Origin of the sequence: Variovorax sp. WS11 (assembly GCF_010499245.1) — a bacterium.
Lineage (GTDB): Bacteria > Pseudomonadota > Gammaproteobacteria > Burkholderiales > Burkholderiaceae_C > Variovorax.
Genome location: NZ_JAAGOW010000004.1, coordinates 810,091 through 831,765 on the forward strand (window position 1 = coordinate 810,091; position 21,675 = coordinate 831,765).

Genomic DNA, 21,675 nt, shown 5'->3' on the forward strand with positions numbered 1-21,675 from the left:
TGTTGCTGGCGATAATAATATCGCCAGCATGCCGCGCTCGCAAGCCCCCACTTCCACCATGGAGGAGGCAGGCTTCACTCTTCACACCGAGCGCCTGGGCCCGCTGCCCCTGATCAACCACTTCATCGAGCGCATCGGGCTGACCGAGACGCTGTCGCGCTTCGTGGCCTCGGACCGGCGTTGCGCCGTCAGTCACGCCAGCGCGCTGGGCGTGCTGCTGCGCTCCATCATCGTCGAGCGTGAGCCCATCTACCGTCAGCAGGAGACGGTGCACGGCTTCGCCGACGGCATGTTCGGCATCAGCGCCCGGGAGATGGGGCACCTGAGCGACGACCGCCTCGGACGGGCCCTGGACCACCTGTTCGATGCCGACCGCACCGCGTTGCTCACCGAACTCGTCCTGGCCGTCGGGCAGCGCTTCGGTGTGCGTTTCGAGGAGTTCCACAACGACTCCACGACGATCAGCTTCTGTGGCAGCTATCGCGGCGCGGGCGGGCGCCAGATCCGGGGGCGAACCGCCCCGGCGATCACGTACGGGAGGTCCAAAGCGCACCGCCCCGATCTCAAGCAGCTGCTGTTCATCCTCACCATGAGCGCCGATGGCAACGTCCCCGTGGCGTTTCGCTGCACCGACGGCAACACCAGCGACTCAGTCACCCACATCGAGACTTGGAACACGCTACGCGCCATTGCCGGCAGCAGCGACTTCTTGTATTGCGCGGACTCAAAACTTTGTTCCCGCGAGAACATGGATCACATCGACCGCGCGGGCGGCCGCTTCGTCACCGTCATGCCGCGCAACCGGCTGGAGGATGCGCAGTTCCGCGAATGGATCCAGACCCACACGCCCGAATGGACCCTGGTCTGGGACCGGCCCAACCCGCGTTACGGCGACGGGCCGCGCGACTGCTGGTACGTGCACCGCGCCCCTCTGCCCTCCATGGAGGCCTGGTCCATCGTCTGGGTCTGGAGCACGCTGCTGACGCTGCGCCAGCACGCCCGGCGCCTGCGCAACATCGCTGCGGCCATCGAGCAGTTCGAGGATCTGCGCCGGCGCCTGGCCTCCTCCAAGACCCGACTGCGCGGCGCCCCGGAGATCGACCTGCAGATCAAGCTCCTCCTGGAGCAGCACCACGTGGGCCGCTACCTCAAGGTGCGCCGCGTCGTGCGCGAGGAGCATGTATTCAAGCAAGCGCGCCGCGGTCGCCCCGGCCCCGACACCGCCTACCGCAAGATCACCAAGCGGCGCTTTGACGTGCAGTGGGTCATTGACGAGGACGCCATCACCTACGACCGCAGGAGTGATGGCTGCTATCCGTTGATGACCAACGACCGCACGCTCACCGCCGCCCAGGTCCTTGAGGCCCACAAGGGCCAGCCCATGATCGAGAAGCGCTTCGAGCAGGTCAAGACCGTGCACGAAATCGCCCCGGTCTTCCTCAAGAACGAGGGGCGCATCGAAGCGCTGTTCACGCTATACGCCATCGCGCTGTTGGTTCAAGCCCTCATCGAGCGCGAGCTGCGCCAGGCCATGGCGCGCGAGGGCATCGAAGAACTCCCCATCTATCCCGAGCAACGCCAGTGCGCGCACCCCACCACCGAGCAGGTGCTACGGCTGTTCAGCCTCGCCGAGCGCCACCATCTGCTTCAGCACGGACACCCCGTCCAGGTCTTCGACCTCAAGCTCACACAGTTGCAGCGCCAAGTGCTCGCCCTCCTTGGCGTCCCGCCCGGCACGTTCTAGACCCGTCCTTCGCAGTCAGGAAATTACGCGCAAATGCGTCTCCCGACCTGCGGAAAGTAAGTCGAGGCGGAAGGCGACCGGATCTTTTCGTAGCGCCCTCGCCATCTCGTCGACCAGGATCTCTTCCACCAAGCGCGAGGGCTGGATGTGTACTGAACGGTAGGAGCAGGTGTTGATGTCCATCGCCACCGGCGTCAGAAGCTTGGTGGTGACGCCGAAGTTGTACGGCGAAGTGACCATGGTCTTGAACATGATCTGCTCGATGGCGAAGTTGCCCGCCGTCTGCGGAAAACCGTTGGGTAGTGCAGTGGCCGCGGCACCCAGCATCTCGCCGAAGCCGTGGCGCGTATCGAGCCGCACTCCGGCGATACGTTGCTCGAAAGCGATGACCTGACCCAGCAGCATCGTGGCGCGCGCTCGATGGAACATGGGCGGGCGCACGCGGCCGTGGCGCATGTCGTCGGTGCGGTGGTACATCAGGCGGCAGGGGCGGCCCAACGCCTTGGAGATCTGTACCGCTTGCAGCGTCGCGTCCCAGAACAGCCGGCGCCCGAAGGAGCCGCCCGAGGGCACCGCATGCACCTTGACCTTCTCCAGCGGCAAGCCGAGATCTGCAGCCACTGCCTGCTGCGTGACGATCGGGCTCTGCAGACCGGACCAGATCTCAGCCCGGTCGGCGCGCACATCGGCGATGGCGCATTCGGTTTCCATCGGGCAGTGCGAGACAGCCGCAAACTCGAACTCGCCTTCGACCGTCAGCGCGCCCAGCGGCGGCAGCAGGAAAGGTAGCAGCGCGGATTTCAGCTTCTGCTGGATACTGCCGTTGGATTCGTCGGCGACCGCGCCTGCGGTCCATGTGACGTCGAGCGCATTCACCGCAGCCCAGGCCTGCCCGAATGTCTCGGCCATCACCGCCACGCCTGGCGGCGTGGGCACGATGCCGTTCGTGGCGGGAATCGGCGCAATGCCGAGAACGCCCGGCATGCCCATCACCGCGGTCGTGTTGTTGATGCGCACGAACTTGCCGTTGATGGTCGGCGGTCGGCACACCATGGTTGGCTTCGCGTCGGGGACCGTCTGGTCGAGTGTGAACTTCTTGCGTCCGGTCACGATGTCCATCGCATCGAGCCGCGTCACGCGCTGGCCGACCACCGCGTTCGCGGAGCTCGTGAGCAGCCCGCCCAAACCGCCGAGCAACGGCATGCCCGCATGCAGCGAACGCACGCTCGACGAGCCCCCGGTAAGCTGATTGAAGAACAGCTCGGGGCTGGCGTCGGCGGAGCCGACTTCGATCGCGTTCAACGGAAGACCTAGCTTGTCGGCGAGCATCATCGCGGCGGCGGTGGCGATGCCCTGACCCGATTCCAGGCGCGGAAGCTCCAACCTGACGCGGCCGTTCGCGACGCTCCGGACCTTGACCAGAGGCATGGTCGGCAGCGCTGTAACGGTCACTGCATCGCCGATGTCGATCAGGTCGGTCGTGTCGGGTGGCGTCATCGGCAGTATCGCGGCCTGGACCGACGAGGGGGCCGCCAGGCCGCCGAGTCCCGCGGCGGCTGAAATCAACGGCGCGGAGGCCGCGTATCCCAGCAGGTTGCGCCGGCGCATGCCGGGCGGTTCGTCATGAAACGGCGCATGCGTGGGGCCCGCGCCGGATTTCGGATGCTCCATCCTTATCTCCTGTCTTTTGGTAGTGGCGAACAGGGCTCAATATGGCATGATCGCCGCGCCAAAAATGTCTTTTCAAAGACATTCCTTACGCGCGCATTGCCGTCCTTCCCACGCGGCGCTGATGCGAGTGGAGGAGTGGGTCTGCGAGCTGAGGGCAACACGTATGTCGTCGAAGGCCATGGAAACCATGCTCCGCGAGAGCTTGTGGGCGCAGACCCTGACGGTCGAGGAACTCGACCGTGTGGTGCGCGAGTCACACGAGTGCGAGGTGCCGGCCGCCGGGTTCGTGGTGCGCCGCGGAGAGCCCGCGGATCTCTGGCTTGGTGTCATCGAGGGCCTCGTGAAAATGTCGCTTTCTCTGGCCGATGGTCGCGTCTCTACTTTCACCGGGGTGACCTCCGGTGGCTGGGCCGGCGAAGGATCTCTGCTGACGCCCGGTCCGTGGCGCTACGATGGCGTGGCCGTGCGTCCGACGCGCATGGCCTGCGTGCCGCGCCATACCTTCGAACGCCTGGTATCGACGAACCTCGATTTCAATCGGTTCCTTCTCTCGCACATCAACGCCCGCCTGAGCCTGTTCATCGGACTTATGGAGTTCGACCGCTTGCTGGGCCCGGACGCACGCGTCGCACGCTGCCTGGCAAGCCTGTTTGACCCTATTCTTTATCCGCAGGCGAGCAGCTTCATACGGCTGACCCAGGACGAGATCGGGCTGTTGTCCGCGGTCTCTCGCCAGCGCGCCAACAGAGCATTGCATGCGCTTGAGCGCGCGGGTTTGCTGCGGGTAGAGCACGGCGGCGTCGAGGTGGTCGACCTTGGAGGTCTGCGCAGCTACCTTGGGGAGGAAGGCCCCTAGCGCTGTCGCCTCGCCGCTAAGAGTCGGAGTGTCACTCAATGATCCTTTCCCCCGAAGAGCGAGGGTGCGCAACACGAAAGCTTTCCCTTCCTGGTGTTCTCGATGCAAGGCTTCTCGAACTTTTCCGCCAGGAGCTCCAGTTCGATCTGAATCATGGACAGAGTCCTCCTGGATGGGCATATATTCAGCACGTGGTGCCACTCCGCAACGGTTCGACCGAAGCCACGTGCAACACAGGAATGAAGGTACGCTCTTCCCTGATGCAATCGGCACCATCCGCGAGTACGAGCTTTGGGCTTGTGGCTCTTCACTTGCGCTTCGGGCACTAGGCCGAACGCGGCGATGATGATCCGATCAGATCGCCCACTGATGCCCTCCACGCGGCCGGGCCGTTGACCGAATGATGCCGGTTCCTCGGTCACCCCGGATTGCGTACGTGACGATGCGCTCCCCGTTGTTGATGTTCCAGATATCGGCTTGCCATTCTCGGCCCAGGCTGGCAGCGTTCTAGCGTGGTGCGCCAAGCAGTTATGTACTTATCGGGACGGCAATGGCAGCGTCGCAATGCGCATCCAATCCGCGCTGTAAGCCAAGCATTTCGACACCGCGCTTCTGTAGCAACTCTGAGTCACTCCTCAGCGCGCGTTGCAGGCATTCCTCCATGTAGGCCTTGTCGCTCCGCAGGCGCGGCAGATCGACCCTCCAGCCGATGCCAGCCATGAGCCATTTGAAGGCGACCATGTTGGGGAAGCCGTCGCTTCCTTCCGGGTCCTGGATGTGTGGAGTATTCATAAGTACAACAACTTCTAGTGCCGACCACTAGCGGGTCTTCGTCGCTGGCGCATGAACCCTCGTAATGCCATTCGCAATCGAGGACGGCAACGCGATGGATCTATGACTTGAGCAGGGCGTCGAAGATAGATCAGGGTTTCACTTTTTGCGCGAGATGAATCAGTCTGGTGTCAATCGCCACCGGGATAACGACATGGACACAGCGGGAGGCGAGCGAAGAATGGTGCAGTCGCAGCGGACTCCGTTGGTACGACCGATCCCAGGCTCAAACGAGACCCATTGTTGCGATCTCGACCGGCAAGGCCACCCACAGCGTTGCGGTCCGCCGGCCAATCCGAGCGCCAGGATTCGGCCTGCCTCTGTCTGCTACGCCGTGCGCTCCGTTACCCTGCTCGAGTTCGCGGCCCCGTGTGCCCACCGGTTTGTTACCTTGCAGAGGCTATAGCAGAGATGCAAGCGCCAAAAGCAGGAGCACGAAGCCTGCTGCGGCAACCGAGCCCTGTCCCCGGTAGTAATCCTTCAACTGCGCTGCCGGAACGAAAACGAGTCCGTGGCAGCCACCGACAAGCACAGAATCGTCCATGGGAGGCGTTTCGATCATTTCGGTTGAGATGTCATGCATGCGAGCAACCGTTGGCTGGGATTGGGTTCATAGGTTTCCAGTCCGGTTGCGCGCATGTCGATGATGTCATTGCGGCTCGAGCTTCACGGCCTTCGCGATGCGCCGGAACTTGTCGATTTCAGCTTGGTAGAACGCGGCGGACTGCGCCAGAGTCATCGGCTCTACGGGCAGTGCGGCCGAGTCCTTGAGAAAGCTCTGGAAGTCGCTGCTTCCCGTTATGTCGGCCAGGCTCTTGTGCAGTGCCGCGGCGACGGACTCGGGCACGGATGCGGGCACAAAGACCGCGGCCCAGGCGCTGTAGACGAAGTTCTTCAGGTATTTGCCCTCGCTCAGCGTCGGCAACTTCGGCAGATAAGGATTGCGCTTGGTGTTTGCGACGCCGATCGCGTTGATCTTGCCAGTGCGGATGAGTTCCAGTACGTTGGGCGCCAGCGGCACGAACGCCATGTCGATCTCGCGGCTCAGCAGGGCCTGAATCACGGGGGCCGCGCCCTTGTACGGAACATCCAAGACGCGTGCGTTCGTCGATGCGCTGAAATCCGCCCCTACCAGGTAGGGTGCTGAGCCGTAGCCCCAACTCCCGATCGTCAGTTCTTTCTGATCGCTCTTGCGAGCCCTCTCGATAAGGGCGTCGATGCCGGAGAACGCATGGTCGGCGCTCGTGACCAGCATGAAGTCGGTCGGCAGAATGGTGGCAAGCAGGCGGTACTGTTCGGGCTTGTACTTCACCTGCGACAAGGCAAGCGGTGACAGAATCATGTCGTTGCCCGTCGTCACGAGCAGCGTTTGCCCGTCCGGTGCCGCGGCCAGCACGTTGTTTGCTGCGATCGAACCGCCCGCACCAGGCAGGTTCTCGATGATCACCGGCTTTCCAAGCGCGGTCTGCAAAGGTACCTGAATCTTGCGCGTTGCCACATCAGCGGGCCCGCCGGCTGGGTAGGCAACGCGCAGTACGAGTGGTCGAGATGATGGAATCTGCGCGTGAACGATGGTGATGGATGGCAGCGTGGCGGCAGCAACGATGCAGGCCGCCAAATACCGCCGGCCGAGTTTACAAACGAACTTCATGGTTGTCTCCTTTGTGGTGTTCTCAACAAGGCGGAGCGTGCGACGACGCTACGTCCAGGCCGGTAGCACCCGGCCATGATTGGTGCCGAAGCCGATGCGCCGAAAGCCATTGCGCTCGCACCAGCCGCGGAGAATGACCGAGTCGCCATCCTCGAGAAAGCTGCGGCTTTCGCCGTTGCTCAGCTGAACGGGCATCTGTCCGGCCAGCGCAAGTTCCATTAGCGCACCGGCCTCCGCCCGACTTGGACCTGAGATCGTGCCGCTACCCAGCAGGTCGCCCGTCTGCAGGTTGCAGCCACCTGCTGTGTGATGTGCAATCATCTGACCCATCGACCAGTAGTGGTGAGCAAAGTTCGTCTGCGATAGGGTCTGGGGCGGCAGTTCGGCTGAGCGCATTCGCTCGGTCTCAATCAGGACTTCCAAGCTAATGTCTAGCGCGCCAGCAGACCGATTTCCATCGTCTTCGAGATAGGGCAGGGGCTGGGGATCCGCGGTGGGACGCGTCCAGGGTTTCCGATAGGGAGCAAGCGCATCCAGGGTGACGATCCAGGGAGACACGGTCGTGGCGAAGTTCTTGGCATGGAAGGGCCCGAGCGGCGTCATTTCCCAAGCCTGAATGTCGCGTGCCGACCAGTCGTTGAGCAGGCAGATGCCGAAGGCATGGTCTTCCGCGGAGGATAGCGCGATGCGTTCGCCGGGGGCATTGCCGACACCGATGTAGAGGCCGAGTTCGAGTTCGTAGTCGAGTCGCTGGCACGGCCCATATTCCGGAGTGACGCCACCTTCCCGAAGGGCCTGTCCATGCGGGCGCCGGAAGGTCTGGCCTGCGACTCCGATCGAGGAAACGCGGCCGTGGTACGCGGTGGGTACCCACTGGAAGTTTCTCGGCAGTTCTCCGTTCGGCGCGAGCAGGGCGCTGATGGCGCGAGCGTGATGGATTGAGGTATAGAAGTCCGTGTAGTCGCCGATGCGTGCCGGTAGTGCGAGCTCGACGTCCGCCATCGGGCAGAGGCTTTGGCGGATCGTATCGATGTCACTCTTGCCATCTTGCCGGAGCAATCGGAAGAGAGCGTGGCGCAGCGCGCGCCAGGCGGCCGGTCCCATTGCCAAGAAGTCATTGAGTTCCGGGGCCGCACATGCCTTTGCCGCCTGCAGTGCAATGCCGTCGAGGCCGTCGAGGCCGTCGAGGCCGTCCAGGCCATCCGCTCGGCTCAGCGTTGCCAAATCCAGCACTTGGTCGCCGATGGCGATGCCCCCGCGCAGCGGTTCATCGCTGCCTGATCGCCGGAAGACGCCGAAGGGCAGATTCTGAAGCGGGAAGTCGGTGTCGTCCGAATTCGCGCTCTGTATCCAGCTTGTGGCCGAGGCGTCGTGGGTAAGGTCTATTTCGCGCATGGCTTGACTCATCTCAGTCGAACGCGCCGCTGAGACTGCGGCGGCTGCGCAGTACCCCTTGCGTGCGAAGCGCCTGGATGCGCTCCTCTGTGAGCCCAAGTTCGCTCAGGACCGCGCTGTTGCTCTCTCCTTGGAAGTAAGGCGCGCCCGGTGCTGGCAACTCGGAACGCCCGAAGCGCCAAGGCGGACCAGGCATGCGCACCGTGCCTCCGTCGCGATCGTCGATATTGACGATCGCGCCCCAGTCCTTAGCCCACTCCGATTCGGCCAGCTCCTGCGTGCTTCGTACGATGCCGATTGCAAGGCCCGCCTCACTCACTTGCGCTTGCAGCAGATCCAGATCGGTGAAGGTCAGGATCCACGCCTTGACCTCGGCCATCAGGCTCTCAAGGTTTGCCTTGCGCAGCGTCGCAGACGCGAATCGCGGGTCTGTGAAGAGATCGGTCCGGCGCATCATCGAGCAGTACTTGAGAAACATCGGTGAAGCCACCGGGCTCGAGGCGATAGTTAGCTTTCGCCCGTCTGGCAGTTCGAACAGGGGTGACTCATTTGCGCTCAAGGCGTAGGGTTCGTCCTTGACATCCAGACCTGTCAGTTGCGCGCCGGCACGCTCGTTGACGGAGAGCATGGTGGCGGCCATGCACACATCCACGTACTGCCCTTCACCGGTTCGCTCGCGATGTTGAAGAGCGGCCAGTACGGCGATGACGCCTTGCAGCCCGGTGTACACGTCCGCATGGCTGCAGGCATCATTGCGCGGTTCGACCATCGCGCCTTCGTAATGCTTCTGCAGAATGTCTGTGAGTCCGGTCTCGGCGTGGACCGTCGGTGCGAACGCCGGTCGATTGCGCCAAGGTCCCGTCTGTCCGTAGCCGCTGATCGAAACGTAGACGATTCTTGGGTTGATTTTCACCACGTCGTCATAGGCAAAGCCGAAACGTGCCAACGTTCCTGGGCGGAAGTTCTCGACGATGACGTCGGCATCACGGCACATCCGCCCGACAATCTCACGCGCCTCAGGCCAGTTGAGGTCCAGGCTGACGTTACGTTTGCCGGCATTCTGCTGTGCGTAGTACATCGACATGGTGCCGACATGCGGTACGCCTGCGCGGCCCAAATCACCAGCGGGTGGTTCAATCTTGGTCACTTCGGCGCCGAGGTCGCGCAGCGTCTTGGTACAACTCGGTCCAGACAGTACACGCGTGAAGTCGACCACGCGCAAGCCTTCGAGCGGAGCGGCGCTCATCTCAGTTCCCCTCGAAGACCGCGGAGCCCGGCCCTGTCGCAGCGAAGGCATCTAGGCCCCTCTTCTGGTCGCGGCTGTTCCACATCATCGTGTTGGCTTCCTCTTGTTGTGCATCGGCCGCCGCGATGCCGCCGCGCGCCGCCAGATTCGCCACCGTCTTGATGCTGCGGAACGCCACCGTGGCACCCGCCGCCAGTTGTCGTGCCCACGAGAGCGACGCGGCGGCCAACTCGGCCTCCGCAGCGACGAGATTGATGACACCCCAGCGCTCAAGCGCACGCGCATCATGGCGGCGCCCGAACATTGCCATCTCCTTGGCGCGAGCCACGCCGGCGCGTTGCGCCACACGCTGAACGCCGCCGAGCAGCGGCAGCAGGCCGAGTGAGGCTTCCGCCATTCCGAAGGTCGCGGTGTCTGCCGCAACGATCATGTCGCACATCAGCGCCAGTTCGAAGCCCCCGCCAAGCGCGGCGCCATGGACCGCTGCGACGGTAGGCACCGGCACGTCTTCCAACAAGGCCCAGAGGCGAGCGAGTTCGCTCTGGCTCCAGCGTTCAACAGGAAGCAGATTGAGGTCCGCACCCGCGCAGAAGTGACGCATGGAACTGCGCAGCAGGATGGCGCGACAACCTTCGCCGACGGCTTGTTCGTACGCAGCCGCCAGCGCCTGCAGCATCACGTTGTCGATCAGGTTGTGGGGTGGTTTCGCCAGGGTGACGATGCCGACCGCACCATCCTTCTCATACGCAACTGGGCTCATGATTGCTCCTTGTGTGAAGGTAACGATAACACTGTTAACTAGAAACGTTATCGGTGTTAACCCCAATGTTCTCGGCAGCCGCTGAGGAATGCCGCTTGTAAGATCGATCGCGTGAAACCCGTATCGACCATGACCATCAAGCTGCCCAGAACACCCGCACGCGCGACCCCCCGCGTTGGGTCCAAAAGGCCCCGTGCGCTGCCCCCGCAACTCAGGGAGCCCGCCTACGAGCGCGGCGGCCTGCGCAACGCGCTCGTGGAGGAAGGGCGCAAGATGTTCGAGGAAAACGGCGCTAGCGAACTGAGCCTTCGCGCGCTGGCACGGCGACTCGGAGTTTCTGAGGCAGCGCCATCGCGCCACTTCAAGGGAAAGGAAGAATTACTGGCCGCCATCGCGTCCAGCGGATTCAAGGAGTTGGCCGAGCAACGCGTGAAAATCTCGGCAATGAATCTTGGCGCACTGGCCAAAGCCCGTGAAATGATGCTGAGCTACGTGCGCTACGCGGAGTTGCACGCCGGCTTGTTCGATCTGATGACGGGGCCGCGCTTGCTGCGGGAGTTTGTCCGAGGTGATGTCGAGGCAGCGAGCAACGTGTCCTACTCCTACTTTTCAGATTCGATCTTCGAGCTAGCGATCGAGAGTGGCTGGTCGAAGAGCCAACTGCACTATCTGTCGCATGCGGCTTGGTCGATGGAGCATGGTGTTGCGGCGCTCATATTGGCCGGCCGCACGCCGCGGACGGATAGCGGCATCGAGAAGCAGCGGATGATCGAACTCTCGATCGATCTCTTTTTATCCGCTGTGGTCGCTGGGCCCAAGAGTTTGAAGGAACCTTCCAAGTCACACTTGGTTTAGCGCAGCGCGCCTCCAGTCCCAGCCAGGTCACCGTACCGTCGCCGGCAGCGGTCTGGATATCGGCACCAACTGGCGCCGTCGCAGGCCGGCCGGCCCCTAGGTGCAACCATTGCCTGCCGCCAGTGAGCTGAACTGCTGAACTGACCTTCACAGCAGTTCGTGTCACCAGCGCGAACTGCTGCGACCAACGTAGCTACGGCCCGGTGGTCCGGCCGCGCGCGGCTATCCCCGAGATGGTGCAGCCGTGGCGTCCTGCCGGCAGTCTCGGCCACTGCGGCACGCTGCGCGCCGGCGGACGCACCCTGGCGACATGTCGCATCAGAAGCAGACCACATTCAGACCACCACCTTCTCCCACCAAGATGGGTCATCTAGGAGGCCGTCGGACTTGAGCCCGAGCGACTCCAATTGATCGGTACGACGCGTTTGTCGAGACGGCGGTGCGCTGATCGAGGGTTTCCGGCGATTGACGAGGCACCGTGGGGCCACCTCAAGCCACTTGAGGCCTCGGTTTCGGCGTGATCGAGGCGCACTTTTCCCCTCACACAGCGCGCAGCACGTGCATGCGCTTGATGTTCCAGGCCATGGTCACCAAGCTCCATTCGCCTTGGGCCTTGGCCAGTCCGCGCATGCTCATTTGGCGCCAGCCCATCACCCGCTTGATGATGCCGAACACCGGCTCCACTGTCTGCTTGCGCAGGCCGTACAGGGCTCGGCCGGCCTGCGTGCCCAGGCGGCGTGCCATCTGCACGAGCGGGTCCGTCGTCTTGGGCTCGGGCACATCAAGTGCAAAGCGCTCCATCACGGGCGTGTGATGCGACTCCCTCTTGAGCGCCAGCAGCGGCTCGACCCCCGCGTCGTGGCACGCCGTCACGTTGGCCTGGCTGAAGAAGCCGTTGTCCGTGATGAGCGTGTGCACCTGGCCCAGCACCGCGGGCAACGCTTGGATCTGCTGCAGCGTAGGCACGACTTCGCGCTTGTCGTTGGATGCCTGGCTCACATGCTGGGTGATCACCATCATCGTCTCGGTGTCCACGCCGGCTTGTGCGTTGTAGCTTTGCTCGAAGCCTCCACTCGAGACGGGCATGATGCGCGACTCTTCATCCGTGAGATTGACTTGGTCGCCGTCCTCGGGGCCGGCCTCTGGAGGCTCAGGGTCCTTGCCGCGCGGCTTCTTGCCCGCCTCACGCTGGGCTTGGCGCTTGGCGGTCTTGGCCTCGTACTCCTGCTGCTCGAACTGATGGCGCTCGCTGGCTCGCTGCTCGATCTTGGCCTTGGCCTGCGCGATCGCGCTCAAGCGGTCTTCACGCCGGGCGATCTCCGCCGGCACGTCCATGCCATCGGGCACCGCCGCACGGTCGCTGTTCTCGACCAGCGCCAGCAGGGTTTGCACTTCCTGGCGCAATTGCGCTTCGATCTTGTTGGCATGTGCCCAGGACAGGGGGCGGTGCTTGCTCGCGTGTCACCTTCCGGCACATAGGAGCCAGTTCGTTTTCGGCGTAATGGAGCCAGTGGATTTCCGCCGTAATGGAGCCACTGCGTTTTCGGCATATTGGAGCCACTTGAGTTGAAGGACACCTCGATCTGAATGGGTTGTTGCGTGCTGAAGTGGGCGACTTGATGAAGTCCCCACGGAGGCAGCGATGAGCCGAAGGAGAATCGAGATGTTCCAGTACCGAATCGCCCTTGCGCAGATGCGTCAGGGCGCCTCCGAGCGAGAGATCGCGCGAAGTCATTGCTTGGGCCGGCACAAGCTGGCGGACCTGCGCGCGTTGGCCGAGCAGCACGGCTGGCTGGATGCGCAAACACCTTTGCCCGAGGACGCCCAGATCGCCGCCGCCCTCGGCGCGCCCAAGCTCGCAGCGTCCACCGTCTCGACACTGGAGTCGCATCGCGAGCTCATCGCCGGCTGGCTCGACCGAGGCGTGCAGGGCACGACGATCCTGGCTGCTCTACAGCGCAATCATGGCTACCAGGGCAGCTACTCGTCCGTATACCGCATGATCGTTTCGATCCGCGGCGAGCGCCCGGCCGATGTCACCGTGCCCTTGAGCTTCGCGCCCGGCGAGGCCGCCCAGGTCGACTTCGGCGCAGGGCCGATGCTGATGCATCCGACAGGTGCGCTGCGGCGCACCTGGGCGTTCGTGATGACGCTGTGCTTCAGCCGTCATCAGTACGTCGAATTCGTGTGGGACCAGACGGTGGCGACCTGGCTGGGCTGCCACCGGCGCGCCTTCGAATGGTTCGCCGCCGTGCCGCGGCGTCTCATCATCGACAACGCCAAGTGCGCGATCGTCAAGGCTTGCATCTACGACCCTGTCGTGCAGCGCGCGTATGCCGAGTGCGCCGAGGGATACGGCTTCAGGATCGACCCATGTGCCCCGCGGGATCCGAAGAAGAAGGGGGTCGTCGAAGCGGGAGTCAAATACGTCAAGGGCAGCTTCGTGCCGCTGCGCGAGTTCCGCGACCTTGCCGACCTTAACGCCCAGGCACGCAATTGGGTGATGAAGGAAGCCGGTGTGCGCGTGCACGGCACGACCCGCCAGGCGCCACTGGCGCTGTTCGAGCTGGAGCGCACGCAGCTGCAGCCGCTGCCGGCGGTCGCGCCGGATCTGGGCACCTGGCACAAGGTGTCGGTCCACCGCGATTGCCATGTCGCGCACGACCGGGTGCTGTACTCGGCGCCGTTCACGCTGGTGGGCAAGACGCTGTGGATGCGCGCCACTGACTCCACAGTGTTCCTGTACCAAGATCACCAGCTGGTGGCCAGCCACGCTCGAGGCCATCGCCCGGGCCAACGCGTGAGCGTTCGCGACCACTTGCCGCCGGCGGCGCGCCAGTTCTTCGCGCACGACCGTGCGTGGTGCCTGCAACAGGCACGCGAAGTTGGCGCTGCGTGTGCCGAGCTCATCGAGCGGCTGCTGGCCGATCGCATCCTGGAGCGACTGCGCGCAGCCCAAGGCGTGCTGCGGCTGCGCGATAGGTTCGGAGCTGCGCGCCTGGAAGTCGCTTGTGCCCGAGCGCTTCTGCACGCGAGCCCGTACTACCGCACCGTCAAGACGATCCTCACTGGCGGCTTCGACCAGCTACCGCTGGATGGCGCCGATGGCGCTCACATCCACGCACCCGGCGCGCGCTTCGTGCGCAGCGCGCAACTGCTGTTCAACCCCGACGCACCGCGTCACTGACCAAGGAGTGCACATCATGAATCCCATGCCGGCCCTCAGCCCGCACCTGAAGCAACTGCGCCTGTCGGGCATCCTGGACTCGCTGGAGGCGCGCAACCGCCAAGTCATCGATTCGAAGCTCGCCTACACCGAATTCCTCGCCCTCCTCATCGAAGACGAGGTTGCGCGCCGCGAGCAGAAGAAGTTCACCTGCCGGCTGCGACGGGCGGCGTTCCGCAGCAACAAGACGCTCGACCAGTTCGACTTCGACCGACTGCCGCAGCTCAATCGCGCCCTGGTGCACGAGCTGGCCACCGGACGCTATCTCGACGAGCGCGCACCGGTGCTGATCGTCGGGCCTTGCGGGACCGGCAAAAGCCATCTGGCGCAGGCGCTGGGCCACTGCGCGGTGCGCCAGGGCGTGGATGTCACCTTCGCCACCTGCACGCAACTGACCGCGGCGTTGAATGCGGCGCGCGCCATCGGCGGCTATGAGCGCAAGCTGGCCAATCTCGCACGCGTGTTGCTGCTGATCATTGATGACTTCGGGCTCAAACCCCTTCGTCCGCCGGCCGATGAAGATCTGCATGAACTGATGGCCGAGCGCTACGAGAGCGCGGCCACCATCGTGACCAGCAACCTGGACCTCACCGAGTGGGACCAGGCCTTCCCGGCCAACAAGCTGCTGGCCAGCGCGACGCTCGATCGCATGCGTCACAACGCCTATTGCCTGGTGCTCGATGGCAAGAGTTACCGGGCCCCGCGACAACTGCCGGCGGTCATCCGCCAGCGTCTTGCCACCGAGGCCAAAACCGCTCAAGCTTGAAACCTTCGATGGTGCCCTTCAACCTCGTTGCAGCCGGCTCCAATATGCCGAAAACAGGTGGCTCCATTACGCCGGAAGGTGACACTCGCGTTCGCATCGATCTTGGTGCCGTCCAGCGCGATGTGCCCGAGCTTGAGCAGTTTCATCTCGCGCGCCAGCACCAGTACCTGTACGAACAGCGTCTCCACCTCCTTCAGGAAGCGGCGGCGAAACGTGGCCAGCGTGTCGTGGTCCGGGTGGGTGTTCGCCGCCACGTCGCGAAAGGCCACCGAGTCGTAAGTGGCGCGCTCGATCTTGCGGCTGGAGTGCACGCCATTGGCGTCGCCATAGATCAGCAGACCCAGCAGTACTGCAGGATGGTGCGCGGCTGAGCCCCGGCCTGCGTATTGGCCGGTCAACTCACTCAGATCGAGCTGCTCGATGACTTCGTGTCAACGCCGATTTAAATCTGACCCACTTTCAGCATGGTCGCCGAAGTAAATCTGACCCACCCGGATCACTTTCGATGCGCTGCTCGGGCGCGTAGGGCGTAGCCCGAAGCGGCCGAGCAGCGCGCGGCGCCGGTCATGTCACCGACGTGGCCCTCCTTGCCGCCTGGCCGGCCTTGCGTTTGTCTTTCAATCGGAAGCTCTCGCCCGTGATCTGCACGATGTGGGCGTGGTGCAACAGGCGGTCCAGCATCGCCGCCGTCAGCGTCTGGTCATCCGCGAAGGCGCCCGCCCACTGCGTGAACGGCAGGTTGCTCGTGAGCACCATCGAGCCACGCTCGTAGCGCTTGGCCACCACGTTGAAGAACAGGTTGGCTTCGTCCCGCCCGAACGGCAGGTAGCCGATCTCGTCGATCACCAACAGCTTCGGTCCGAGCACGGCTCGGTTGAAGTATTCCTTCAGCCGGCTCTGCGCCTTGGCCGCTGCCAGTTGCATCATGAGGTCGGCCGCGGTGATGAAGCGGGCCTTGTGTCCCGCCATCACTGCGCGGTGGCACAGTGCCAATGCGACATGGGTCTTGCCGACGCCGCTTGGCCCGAGCAGTACCACGTTCTCGGCACGCTCGACGAATGCCAGGTGGCCCAGCTCCAAGATCTGCGCCTTAGGCGCGCCAGTTGCCTGGGTCCAATCGAACTGCTCCAGCGTCTTCACGGAGGGCATCGTCGCCAGGCGCATCATGGTGACGCGCTTGCGCTCCTCTCGCGCCACGAACTCGCTGGCAAGGACCTTCTCGAGGAAGTCGGCGAAGCTGGTTCCGTCCCGCGCAGCGTCCTGCGCCAGCGCCGGCCAGTCGCTGCCCAGCCGGGCGAACTTGAGTTGTTCGCACAGCTCAGCGATGCGGTCATGTTGCAAGCTCATCACGCAGCCTCCAGCAAGGCGTCGTACACCGACAGCGGATGCTGCAGGCTCTCCACCGGCGGGGCCACGCGCTGACGTGTGGGCGCCGGCGCCTTGAGCGCTGGCGCGCTCAGCATGACCGCGCGTTCTTCGGCCAGCCGCACTGCGGGCACGGCCTTGGTGGTGGCGTGCACGCGGGCGTTGGCAACCTCGTCGAGCCAGCGACGCACGTGCAGGTTGGCCAGGTTGGCGTCGAGGCGCAAGCCGCTTGCTTCCAACGTCGCGGCCAGCGGCACCAGGAAGCTGCCCTTCAGGTACGAATTGAATCGCTCGACCTTGCCCTTCTCGTAGGTCCAGAACTGCACGTGATGCAGCGTCTGGAGCGTCCATAGAGGTCGAAGTCACGCACCCTTTCCATCCGTGGAAGGGTCGGCGCCTGGTGCTTGCCACTCGCAAGCAGAACTGGGGCGAGGACCGCGTCATGTTCTTCGACGCCCATGGTCAGCTGCGCTCACTGCCGGCGGCGTGGACCGACGTTGATCCGCCAGATGCTCGAACCGATGCTGCAGCCGGGCGGTCGTTCTTCCGCGCGGACGACCTGTCGACGCTCGTGGCGCTGGTTGGCGAGATCAAGAGTCGGCATCACAGCAGGCGCAAGCGTGTCAAGTAAATTGCGCCGCATGTGTAAACGTATTAACGCCGCACTTGGTGCTGCCGGTAGACGCCTCTTAAATTCAACTGGCCTAATTCATTCAAGTTCATTGGATCAGAAGGAGCAAATCCATCTTGACGTTGCATACAGTGCGGCATATTATGATTTACACAACAAGAACCACTGCGACCATGCCCAAGCCTGCCAACAAGCTCGACCGATTGCGCGAGGCGGGCATCCTCAACGTGCAGCCCAGTCGGGTTCAGGCCGACTGGTTCCACCCCGGCGGGTTCTTCGACGCCAACGACCTGGTGCAGGTCAAGTACGAGATGCTTCGCCACGCGCGGCAAGACGGCGTCACCAAGGCCGAGGCGGCCAGCTTGTTCGGCCTGTCGCGACCGACCTTCTACCAGGCCGAAGCCGCGTTCGAGCGCGACGGCGTTGCCGGGTTGCTGCCGCAACCGCGCGGGCCGAAGTCAGCCCACAAGCTCACCGCCGAGGTGATGGACGTCATCGAGTCGCACCACACCGGCAGCGGCCCGATGCACGCACGCGAGATGGCCAAACTGGTTCACACCCAATTGGGTGTCAAGGTGCACCCACGCAGCATCGAGCGGGCAATCGCTCGCAAAAAAAAACGCTGACACCTTCTTCGACGAACACCTCGTCGAGTCTGCCCAGCGATGCGGCCGCGGCCTACGAGTGCATTCGCGCCGACGTAGTGGCCGGTCGAGGCCGTCCAGACGCTCTGGGCGCAATCATCTTCCACGGCATGTGGCACGGCCTGCGGGTGTTGCGCGCCACCGCGGCACCCTCGACATCTTCAGTGATCGCGCCGCCGACATCGGCGGCACCCACCGGCACGCTCGATCGCCAGCTCGTGCGCCTGCTGGCCGACATGGTGCTGGCGACCCAGTTAGAGGTACTTCATGCCCAGTGATTCTGCCCTGAAGGTCGACGCCGACCACTTGCGCCGTGATGCGTTCCTGTACGTGCGGCAATCCTCGTTGCGCCAGGTGTTCGAGAACACGGAGAGCACCAAGCGCCAATACGCGTTGCGCGAGCGTGCGGTGGCGCTGGGCTGGCCGCTGGAGCACGTGATCGACAGCGACCTGGGCCTGTCCGGTGCGCAGGCACGCGACCGCGACGGCTTCCAGAGTCTCGTCACCGAGGTTGCGCTCGGCCACGCCGGCATCGTGCTGGGGCTGGAGGTCTCACGCCTGGCACGCAACAACGCCGACTGGCATCGCCTGCTTGAGCTGGCAGCCATGTCACGCACCCTCATCCTCGACGAGGACGGGGTCTACGACCCGTCCCACTTCAACGATCGCCTTCTGCTGGGTCTGAAGGGCACGATGAGCGAAGCCGAACTGCACATCCTGAAGTCACGCCTGCAAGGTGGCATCCTGAACAAGGCACGCCGAGGTGAGCTGGAGATGCCCTTGCCGATCGGGTTGGTGTACGACGGCGCTGGTCACGTCGTTCTCGACCCCGACCGCCAGGTCCAGGACACCGTTCGATTGCTGTTCGAGATGTTCAACGACCTCGGCTCTGCCTGCGCCGTTGTGCGGCGTCTGCGCAAACAGGAGGTACTGTTCCCGCGACGCATCCGTCGAGGAATCGGCAAGGGTGATCTGCTGTGGGGCCTGATCGACGTCTCGCGGGTATTGCAGATCTTGCACAACCCGCGCTACGCGGGCGCCTTCGTCTACGGCCGTTCGCGCATCTTCTGCAACGCGCAACTGCGGCCGGTGCAGCGAGACGTGGGGCAGCAGGATTGGAAGGTGCTGATCCGCAATGCCCATGCGGGTTACATCGATTGGTCGCAGTTCGAGCGCAATGAACTCAGGCTGCGGCAGAACCTGGGCTTCGCCCCCGGAGAGCGGGGACGCATGCCGCGCGAGGGCAATGGCCTGCTGCAGGGGCGCGTGTTGTGCGGCAAATGCGGGGCACGCATGCGGGTGCACTACGAGTCTCTCAGTGGCCAACTGCGTGCGTACTACCGCTGCTACGAAGAGGTCGTGCGCCGAGCCGGCAAGCCGTGTCAAGCGGTTCACGGACCGGCGGTCGACGCGGCGGTCAGCGCCTTGCTCCTGCAGACCGTGGCGCCGGCGGCGATCGAGGTCGCACTGGCCGTGCAGGATGAGATTGCGCAGCGCATCGAGCAGGCCGCCGCGCGGCGTCAGGCGCAGCTTCAGCGCACGCGCTACGAGGCCGAGTTAGCCCGCCGCCGCTACGCCAAGGTGGATCCGGACAACCGCTTGGTGGCCGATGCGCTCGAGGCGGAATGGAACCAACGCCTGCGCGAACTCGACACCTTGCAGCAACAGCACGAACGCCAGCAGCACGAGGATGAGGCTCAACTCGACGAGCCGGCGCGCAAGCGCATCGTCGACCTGGCGCGCGACTTCCCTCGGGTCTGGAACGACGCCAGGACCAGTGCGTTGGAACGCAAGCGCATGCTGGCATTGTTGATCGAGGACGTGACGTTGGTGGCCGGGCCGAGCATTGCGGTGCACGTACGCTGGCGCGGCGGACGAACGCAAAGCCTTTGCGTCGACAAGCCGCGGCCCATCGCGCAGATCCGCAAGACCCCGCCGGAAGTGGTCGCCCTCATCGACGAGTTGCTCGAGACCTCTACCGACCGGCAGATCGCCGTCAAGCTCAACGCGCTCGGGCATCGCAACTGGCGCGGCGAAGCGTTCACGATGAAGAAGGTCATCCTGGTGCGATACGCCTACGCGCTCAAGAGCCGCTTCGAGCGGCTGCGCGAGCGCGGCATGCTCACTGGCGAAGAGGTCGCCAAGCACCTCGGTGTGTCCTCGACGACCGTTCATCAACTCGGCCGTCTCGGCATCCTTAAGCGCCACCTATACGGCAACAATCATCGATGCTTGTACGAACCGCCCGGCAACGTCACACTGGTTAAAGGCGCCGGCAGCCGATACGGCGGTCGGCCCCCACGCCTTATTGCCGCTCAACTATCCGAACAAGGTGCAGTATGAAGTCCACGCCTTGGTCTTCGCTCGGCAAGGGCGACACAGTCGGGGCGTGAAGCCGCATGCCTCCGCGAGATCTCTCAACTCGCCGTTCCAGCGGTGCAGGCCTTCGCCGTAGGCGTTGCGTTCGATCACCACAGCCTTGGTGTTGTCGAACAGAACATGCTCGGGGACCCCGCCGAAGTAGTCGAAGGCCTCGCGCAATCCCGCGCACAGCGTGGTTGCGTCCTCGCCGGAACTTGCGACGAACTTGACGAAGCTCGCGCGGCTGTAGCCCATGGTGGCCACCAGCGCCAGCAGCGGATCGCGACCTCGCCTGACATAAGTGAAGTCGGCCTGCATCTGCTTGCCCGGTGGGGTCTCGAAGCGCACCAGCGGCTCGGGCTCGCTCTTCTTCAAGGGCGCCAGCCAGGCCTTGAGCTGGCTGATGCCGCCGGCGTAGCCGCGCTCGCGGATCTCGCGCAAGAGCACGGTGGCTGGAATCCACCGCGGGCGGGCCTGCTCGACACGCTCACGCAAATAGCCCTTGTACTCGTCGAGCTTGCACGCCCGCGCTTCACGCGGGCCGTAGCGCCGTGCCGTCTCGTCTCTCAGATACCGGCGTACCGTGTTGCGCGAGCAGTCCAACTGCTTCGCGATCGCTCTGACGCTCTCGCCCCTTCGGGCCATCACTCGTATCTCCACTGCTTGCTCCTGGGTCAACATCGACGGCGCCAAAAAGGCCGTCATCCTCGCCCAGGTGGGTCACTTTTACTTCGGCGCACTGGGTCAGTATTACTTCGGCGCCAACAACTTCGACCACGAAGCGCGCCAAGTGATCATTGGGCAGCCATTCGTCCACCGACGGAGGCAACAGATACGACGTGTCTCGGTCTACGGGGACGAAGCGGCTCATCGGGGCGGGAGGCTTGGTTTTGTTGCCCCAATTGTCTCGGATGGCAGCATCGTTCGGAAGACTGCAAAGCCCGACAGGCTCCTAGTGCCCACCGGAAAGAGAAAGGCCATGACGTCGCTGTGTACTGGCGGGTAGTCAAGGTCGCCAACCGTCAAAGCACCGATCCGATGGACCAGCCGTGGCTGTCTCAGATAGGCCGACAGACGGGTTCGTGCAGCATCGCGGCGGTCGATGGCGCCGATAGGGGCAGGTGAATATAGCCTCTCTTGGCTGAAGGTCCGGCCAGCGGATCAGTTCTGCCTTGTCCATGGTTCAGCCCACGGGTTCATTTCGGTCAACACGGGCGCAACATCTCTCGCGAATATGCCGTGCAGCATGTGTTCGGTTACGCCTGCCTGATCGACGCGACGATGCGGATCGAGCCGGGCGTGGCCGAAGAGGAGCGGTCCATGAGAAAGTCATTCGAGTCCTTTACTCCACTAGGCCCCTTCCTGGTGACGGCGGACGAAGTGCCGAACGCCGAGGCGCTGCAGAACCGACTTTGGGTGAATGGCACATTGCGGCAGGAGGCCAACACCGCCGAGATGATCGTGGGCGTCGCGGAGTTGATCGAGCTCATTTCATCAGTGCTTCCCATCTCACCCGGCGACGTCATCGCCACTGGTACACCGGAAGGCGTGGGCCCCTTTCAAGCCGGCGATGCCATAAAGATCGAGATCGAGTCCGTTGGTCACATGACGCTCGCTGTGAGAGAAGATAGTCAAAGAGCTCCACGACCGTTTTGATGTGGTGAGTGGCGTCG

At 63.8% G+C, this 21,675-nt stretch carries 17 protein-coding genes and 5 pseudogenes; 10 read left to right on the plus strand and 12 right to left on the minus strand.

Going from position 1 to position 21,675, the window contains the following annotated elements; genetic code table 11:
• Window positions 1–28: 28 nt before the first annotated feature.
• Window positions 29–1,744: an IS1634 family transposase gene (locus tag GXN78_RS33350; RefSeq protein WP_106561496.1), complete on the plus strand. Its 1,716-nt coding sequence runs from the start codon at window positions 29–31 to the stop codon at window positions 1,742–1,744.
• A gap of 15 nt (window positions 1,745–1,759) precedes the next feature.
• On the opposite strand, the gene GXN78_RS33355 is transcribed toward GXN78_RS33350, so the two are convergent.
• Window positions 1,760–3,415 carry a molybdopterin cofactor-binding domain-containing protein gene (locus GXN78_RS33355; protein WP_239142995.1) on the minus strand — a complete coding sequence of 552 codons (1,656 nt, stop codon included), beginning with the start codon at window positions 3,413–3,415 and terminating at the stop codon, window positions 1,760–1,762.
• Window positions 3,416–3,578: 163 nt separating this feature from the next.
• On the opposite strand from GXN78_RS33355, the gene GXN78_RS33360 reads away from it, so the two are divergent.
• Window positions 3,579–4,271 (plus strand): Crp/Fnr family transcriptional regulator, encoded by a 693-nt coding sequence (locus GXN78_RS33360; RefSeq protein WP_106561243.1) that lies wholly within the window; start codon window positions 3,579–3,581, stop codon window positions 4,269–4,271.
• A 528-nt stretch (window positions 4,272–4,799) separates the two neighbouring features.
• On the opposite strand, the gene GXN78_RS33370 is transcribed toward GXN78_RS33360, so the two are convergent.
• From GXN78_RS33370 to GXN78_RS33390, 6 genes and pseudogenes are all read right to left on the minus strand, one after another.
• Window positions 4,800–5,063 carry a hypothetical protein gene (locus GXN78_RS33370; protein WP_106561242.1) on the minus strand — a complete coding sequence of 88 codons (264 nt, stop codon included), beginning with the start codon at window positions 5,061–5,063 and terminating at the stop codon, window positions 4,800–4,802.
• A 28-nt stretch (window positions 5,064–5,091) separates the two neighbouring features.
• Window positions 5,092–5,163, minus strand: a pseudogene (locus GXN78_RS41645) (aspartate 1-decarboxylase); the annotation flags it as partial.
• 588 nt (window positions 5,164–5,751) lie between these two features.
• Entirely contained in the window at window positions 5,752–6,753 is a 1,002-nt protein-coding gene (locus tag GXN78_RS33375; RefSeq protein WP_106561240.1) for a tripartite tricarboxylate transporter substrate binding protein, read from the minus strand.
• Window positions 6,754–6,801: 48 nt separating this feature from the next.
• Complete coding sequence (fahA, locus tag GXN78_RS33380) at window positions 6,802–8,148, minus strand: fumarylacetoacetase (protein ID WP_239142996.1); 1,347 nt, start codon at window positions 8,146–8,148, stop codon at window positions 6,802–6,804.
• A 13-nt stretch (window positions 8,149–8,161) separates the two neighbouring features.
• Complete coding sequence (locus GXN78_RS33385) at window positions 8,162–9,394, minus strand: CaiB/BaiF CoA-transferase family protein (RefSeq protein ID WP_106561238.1); 1,233 nt, start codon at window positions 9,392–9,394, stop codon at window positions 8,162–8,164.
• Window position 9,395: 1 nt separating this feature from the next.
• Window positions 9,396–10,220, minus strand: a complete 825-nt coding sequence (locus tag GXN78_RS33390; protein ID WP_239142997.1) for an enoyl-CoA hydratase/isomerase family protein — start codon at window positions 10,218–10,220, stop codon at window positions 9,396–9,398.
• 63 nt (window positions 10,221–10,283) lie between these two features.
• Here GXN78_RS33390 and GXN78_RS33395 point away from each other — a divergent pair, with 63 nt between their 5' ends.
• A complete protein-coding gene (locus tag GXN78_RS33395; protein WP_106561236.1) occupies window positions 10,284–11,009 on the plus strand; it encodes a TetR/AcrR family transcriptional regulator in 726 nt (241 codons plus the stop codon).
• Window positions 11,010–11,549: 540 nt separating this feature from the next.
• On the opposite strand, the pseudogene GXN78_RS33400 reads toward GXN78_RS33395, so the two are convergent.
• A pseudogene (locus GXN78_RS33400) lies at window positions 11,550–12,470 on the minus strand (transposase); the annotation flags it as partial.
• A gap of 202 nt (window positions 12,471–12,672) precedes the next feature.
• Between GXN78_RS33400 and istA (GXN78_RS33405) the strand changes: the two are divergent.
• Together istA (GXN78_RS33405) and istB (GXN78_RS33410) are read left to right on the plus strand one after the other, a co-directional pair.
• Entirely contained in the window at window positions 12,673–14,196 is a 1,524-nt protein-coding gene (istA, locus tag GXN78_RS33405) for an IS21 family transposase (protein WP_239142998.1), read from the plus strand.
• Between the two features lie 16 nt (window positions 14,197–14,212).
• A complete protein-coding gene (gene istB, locus GXN78_RS33410; RefSeq protein ID WP_106561234.1) occupies window positions 14,213–15,001 on the plus strand; it encodes an IS21-like element helper ATPase IstB in 789 nt (262 codons plus the stop codon).
• An 83-nt stretch (window positions 15,002–15,084) separates the two neighbouring features.
• Here the strand turns inward: istB (GXN78_RS33410) and GXN78_RS33415 are convergent.
• From GXN78_RS33415 to GXN78_RS33425, 3 genes and pseudogenes are all read right to left on the minus strand, one after another.
• Window positions 15,085–15,423: pseudogene (locus GXN78_RS33415) on the minus strand (transposase); the annotation flags it as partial.
• Between the two features lie 142 nt (window positions 15,424–15,565).
• Window positions 15,566–16,348 (minus strand): IS21-like element helper ATPase IstB, encoded by a 783-nt coding sequence (istB, locus tag GXN78_RS33420; RefSeq protein WP_106561233.1) that lies wholly within the window; start codon window positions 16,346–16,348, stop codon window positions 15,566–15,568.
• Window positions 16,348–16,671 (minus strand): annotated as a pseudogene (locus tag GXN78_RS33425) (IS21 family transposase); the annotation flags it as partial. The gene istB (GXN78_RS33420) and the pseudogene GXN78_RS33425, both read right to left, overlap by 1 nt.
• Before the next feature lie 95 nt (window positions 16,672–16,766).
• On the opposite strand from GXN78_RS33425, the gene GXN78_RS33430 reads away from it, so the two are divergent.
• From GXN78_RS33430 to GXN78_RS33445, 4 genes are all read left to right on the plus strand, one after another.
• The gene (locus GXN78_RS33430) at window positions 16,767–16,997 is read left to right on the plus strand and encodes a DUF5372 family protein (protein WP_239142876.1); all 231 of its coding nucleotides are present in this window, start codon (window positions 16,767–16,769) and stop codon (window positions 16,995–16,997) included.
• Window positions 16,998–17,113: 116 nt separating this feature from the next.
• Window positions 17,114–17,623, plus strand: coding sequence for a helix-turn-helix domain-containing protein (locus GXN78_RS33435; protein ID WP_239142999.1), 510 nt, complete (start codon window positions 17,114–17,116; stop codon window positions 17,621–17,623).
• A 128-nt stretch (window positions 17,624–17,751) separates the two neighbouring features.
• Window positions 17,752–17,919, plus strand: a complete 168-nt coding sequence (locus tag GXN78_RS33440; protein ID WP_164255698.1) for a hypothetical protein — start codon at window positions 17,752–17,754, stop codon at window positions 17,917–17,919.
• Window positions 17,909–19,984 carry a recombinase family protein gene (locus GXN78_RS33445; RefSeq protein ID WP_164256097.1) on the plus strand — a complete coding sequence of 692 codons (2,076 nt, stop codon included), beginning with the start codon at window positions 17,909–17,911 and terminating at the stop codon, window positions 19,982–19,984. The genes GXN78_RS33440 and GXN78_RS33445 overlap by 11 nt, the downstream gene beginning before the upstream one ends.
• Before the next feature lie 9 nt (window positions 19,985–19,993).
• Here the strand turns inward: GXN78_RS33445 and istA (GXN78_RS33450) are convergent.
• Window positions 19,994–20,683 (minus strand): annotated as a pseudogene (istA, locus tag GXN78_RS33450) (IS21 family transposase); the annotation flags it as partial.
• A 558-nt stretch (window positions 20,684–21,241) separates the two neighbouring features.
• Between istA (GXN78_RS33450) and GXN78_RS33455 the strand changes: the two are divergent.
• A complete protein-coding gene (locus tag GXN78_RS33455; protein WP_164256101.1) occupies window positions 21,242–21,658 on the plus strand; it encodes a fumarylacetoacetate hydrolase family protein in 417 nt (138 codons plus the stop codon).
• Window positions 21,659–21,675: the final 17 nt, after the last annotated feature.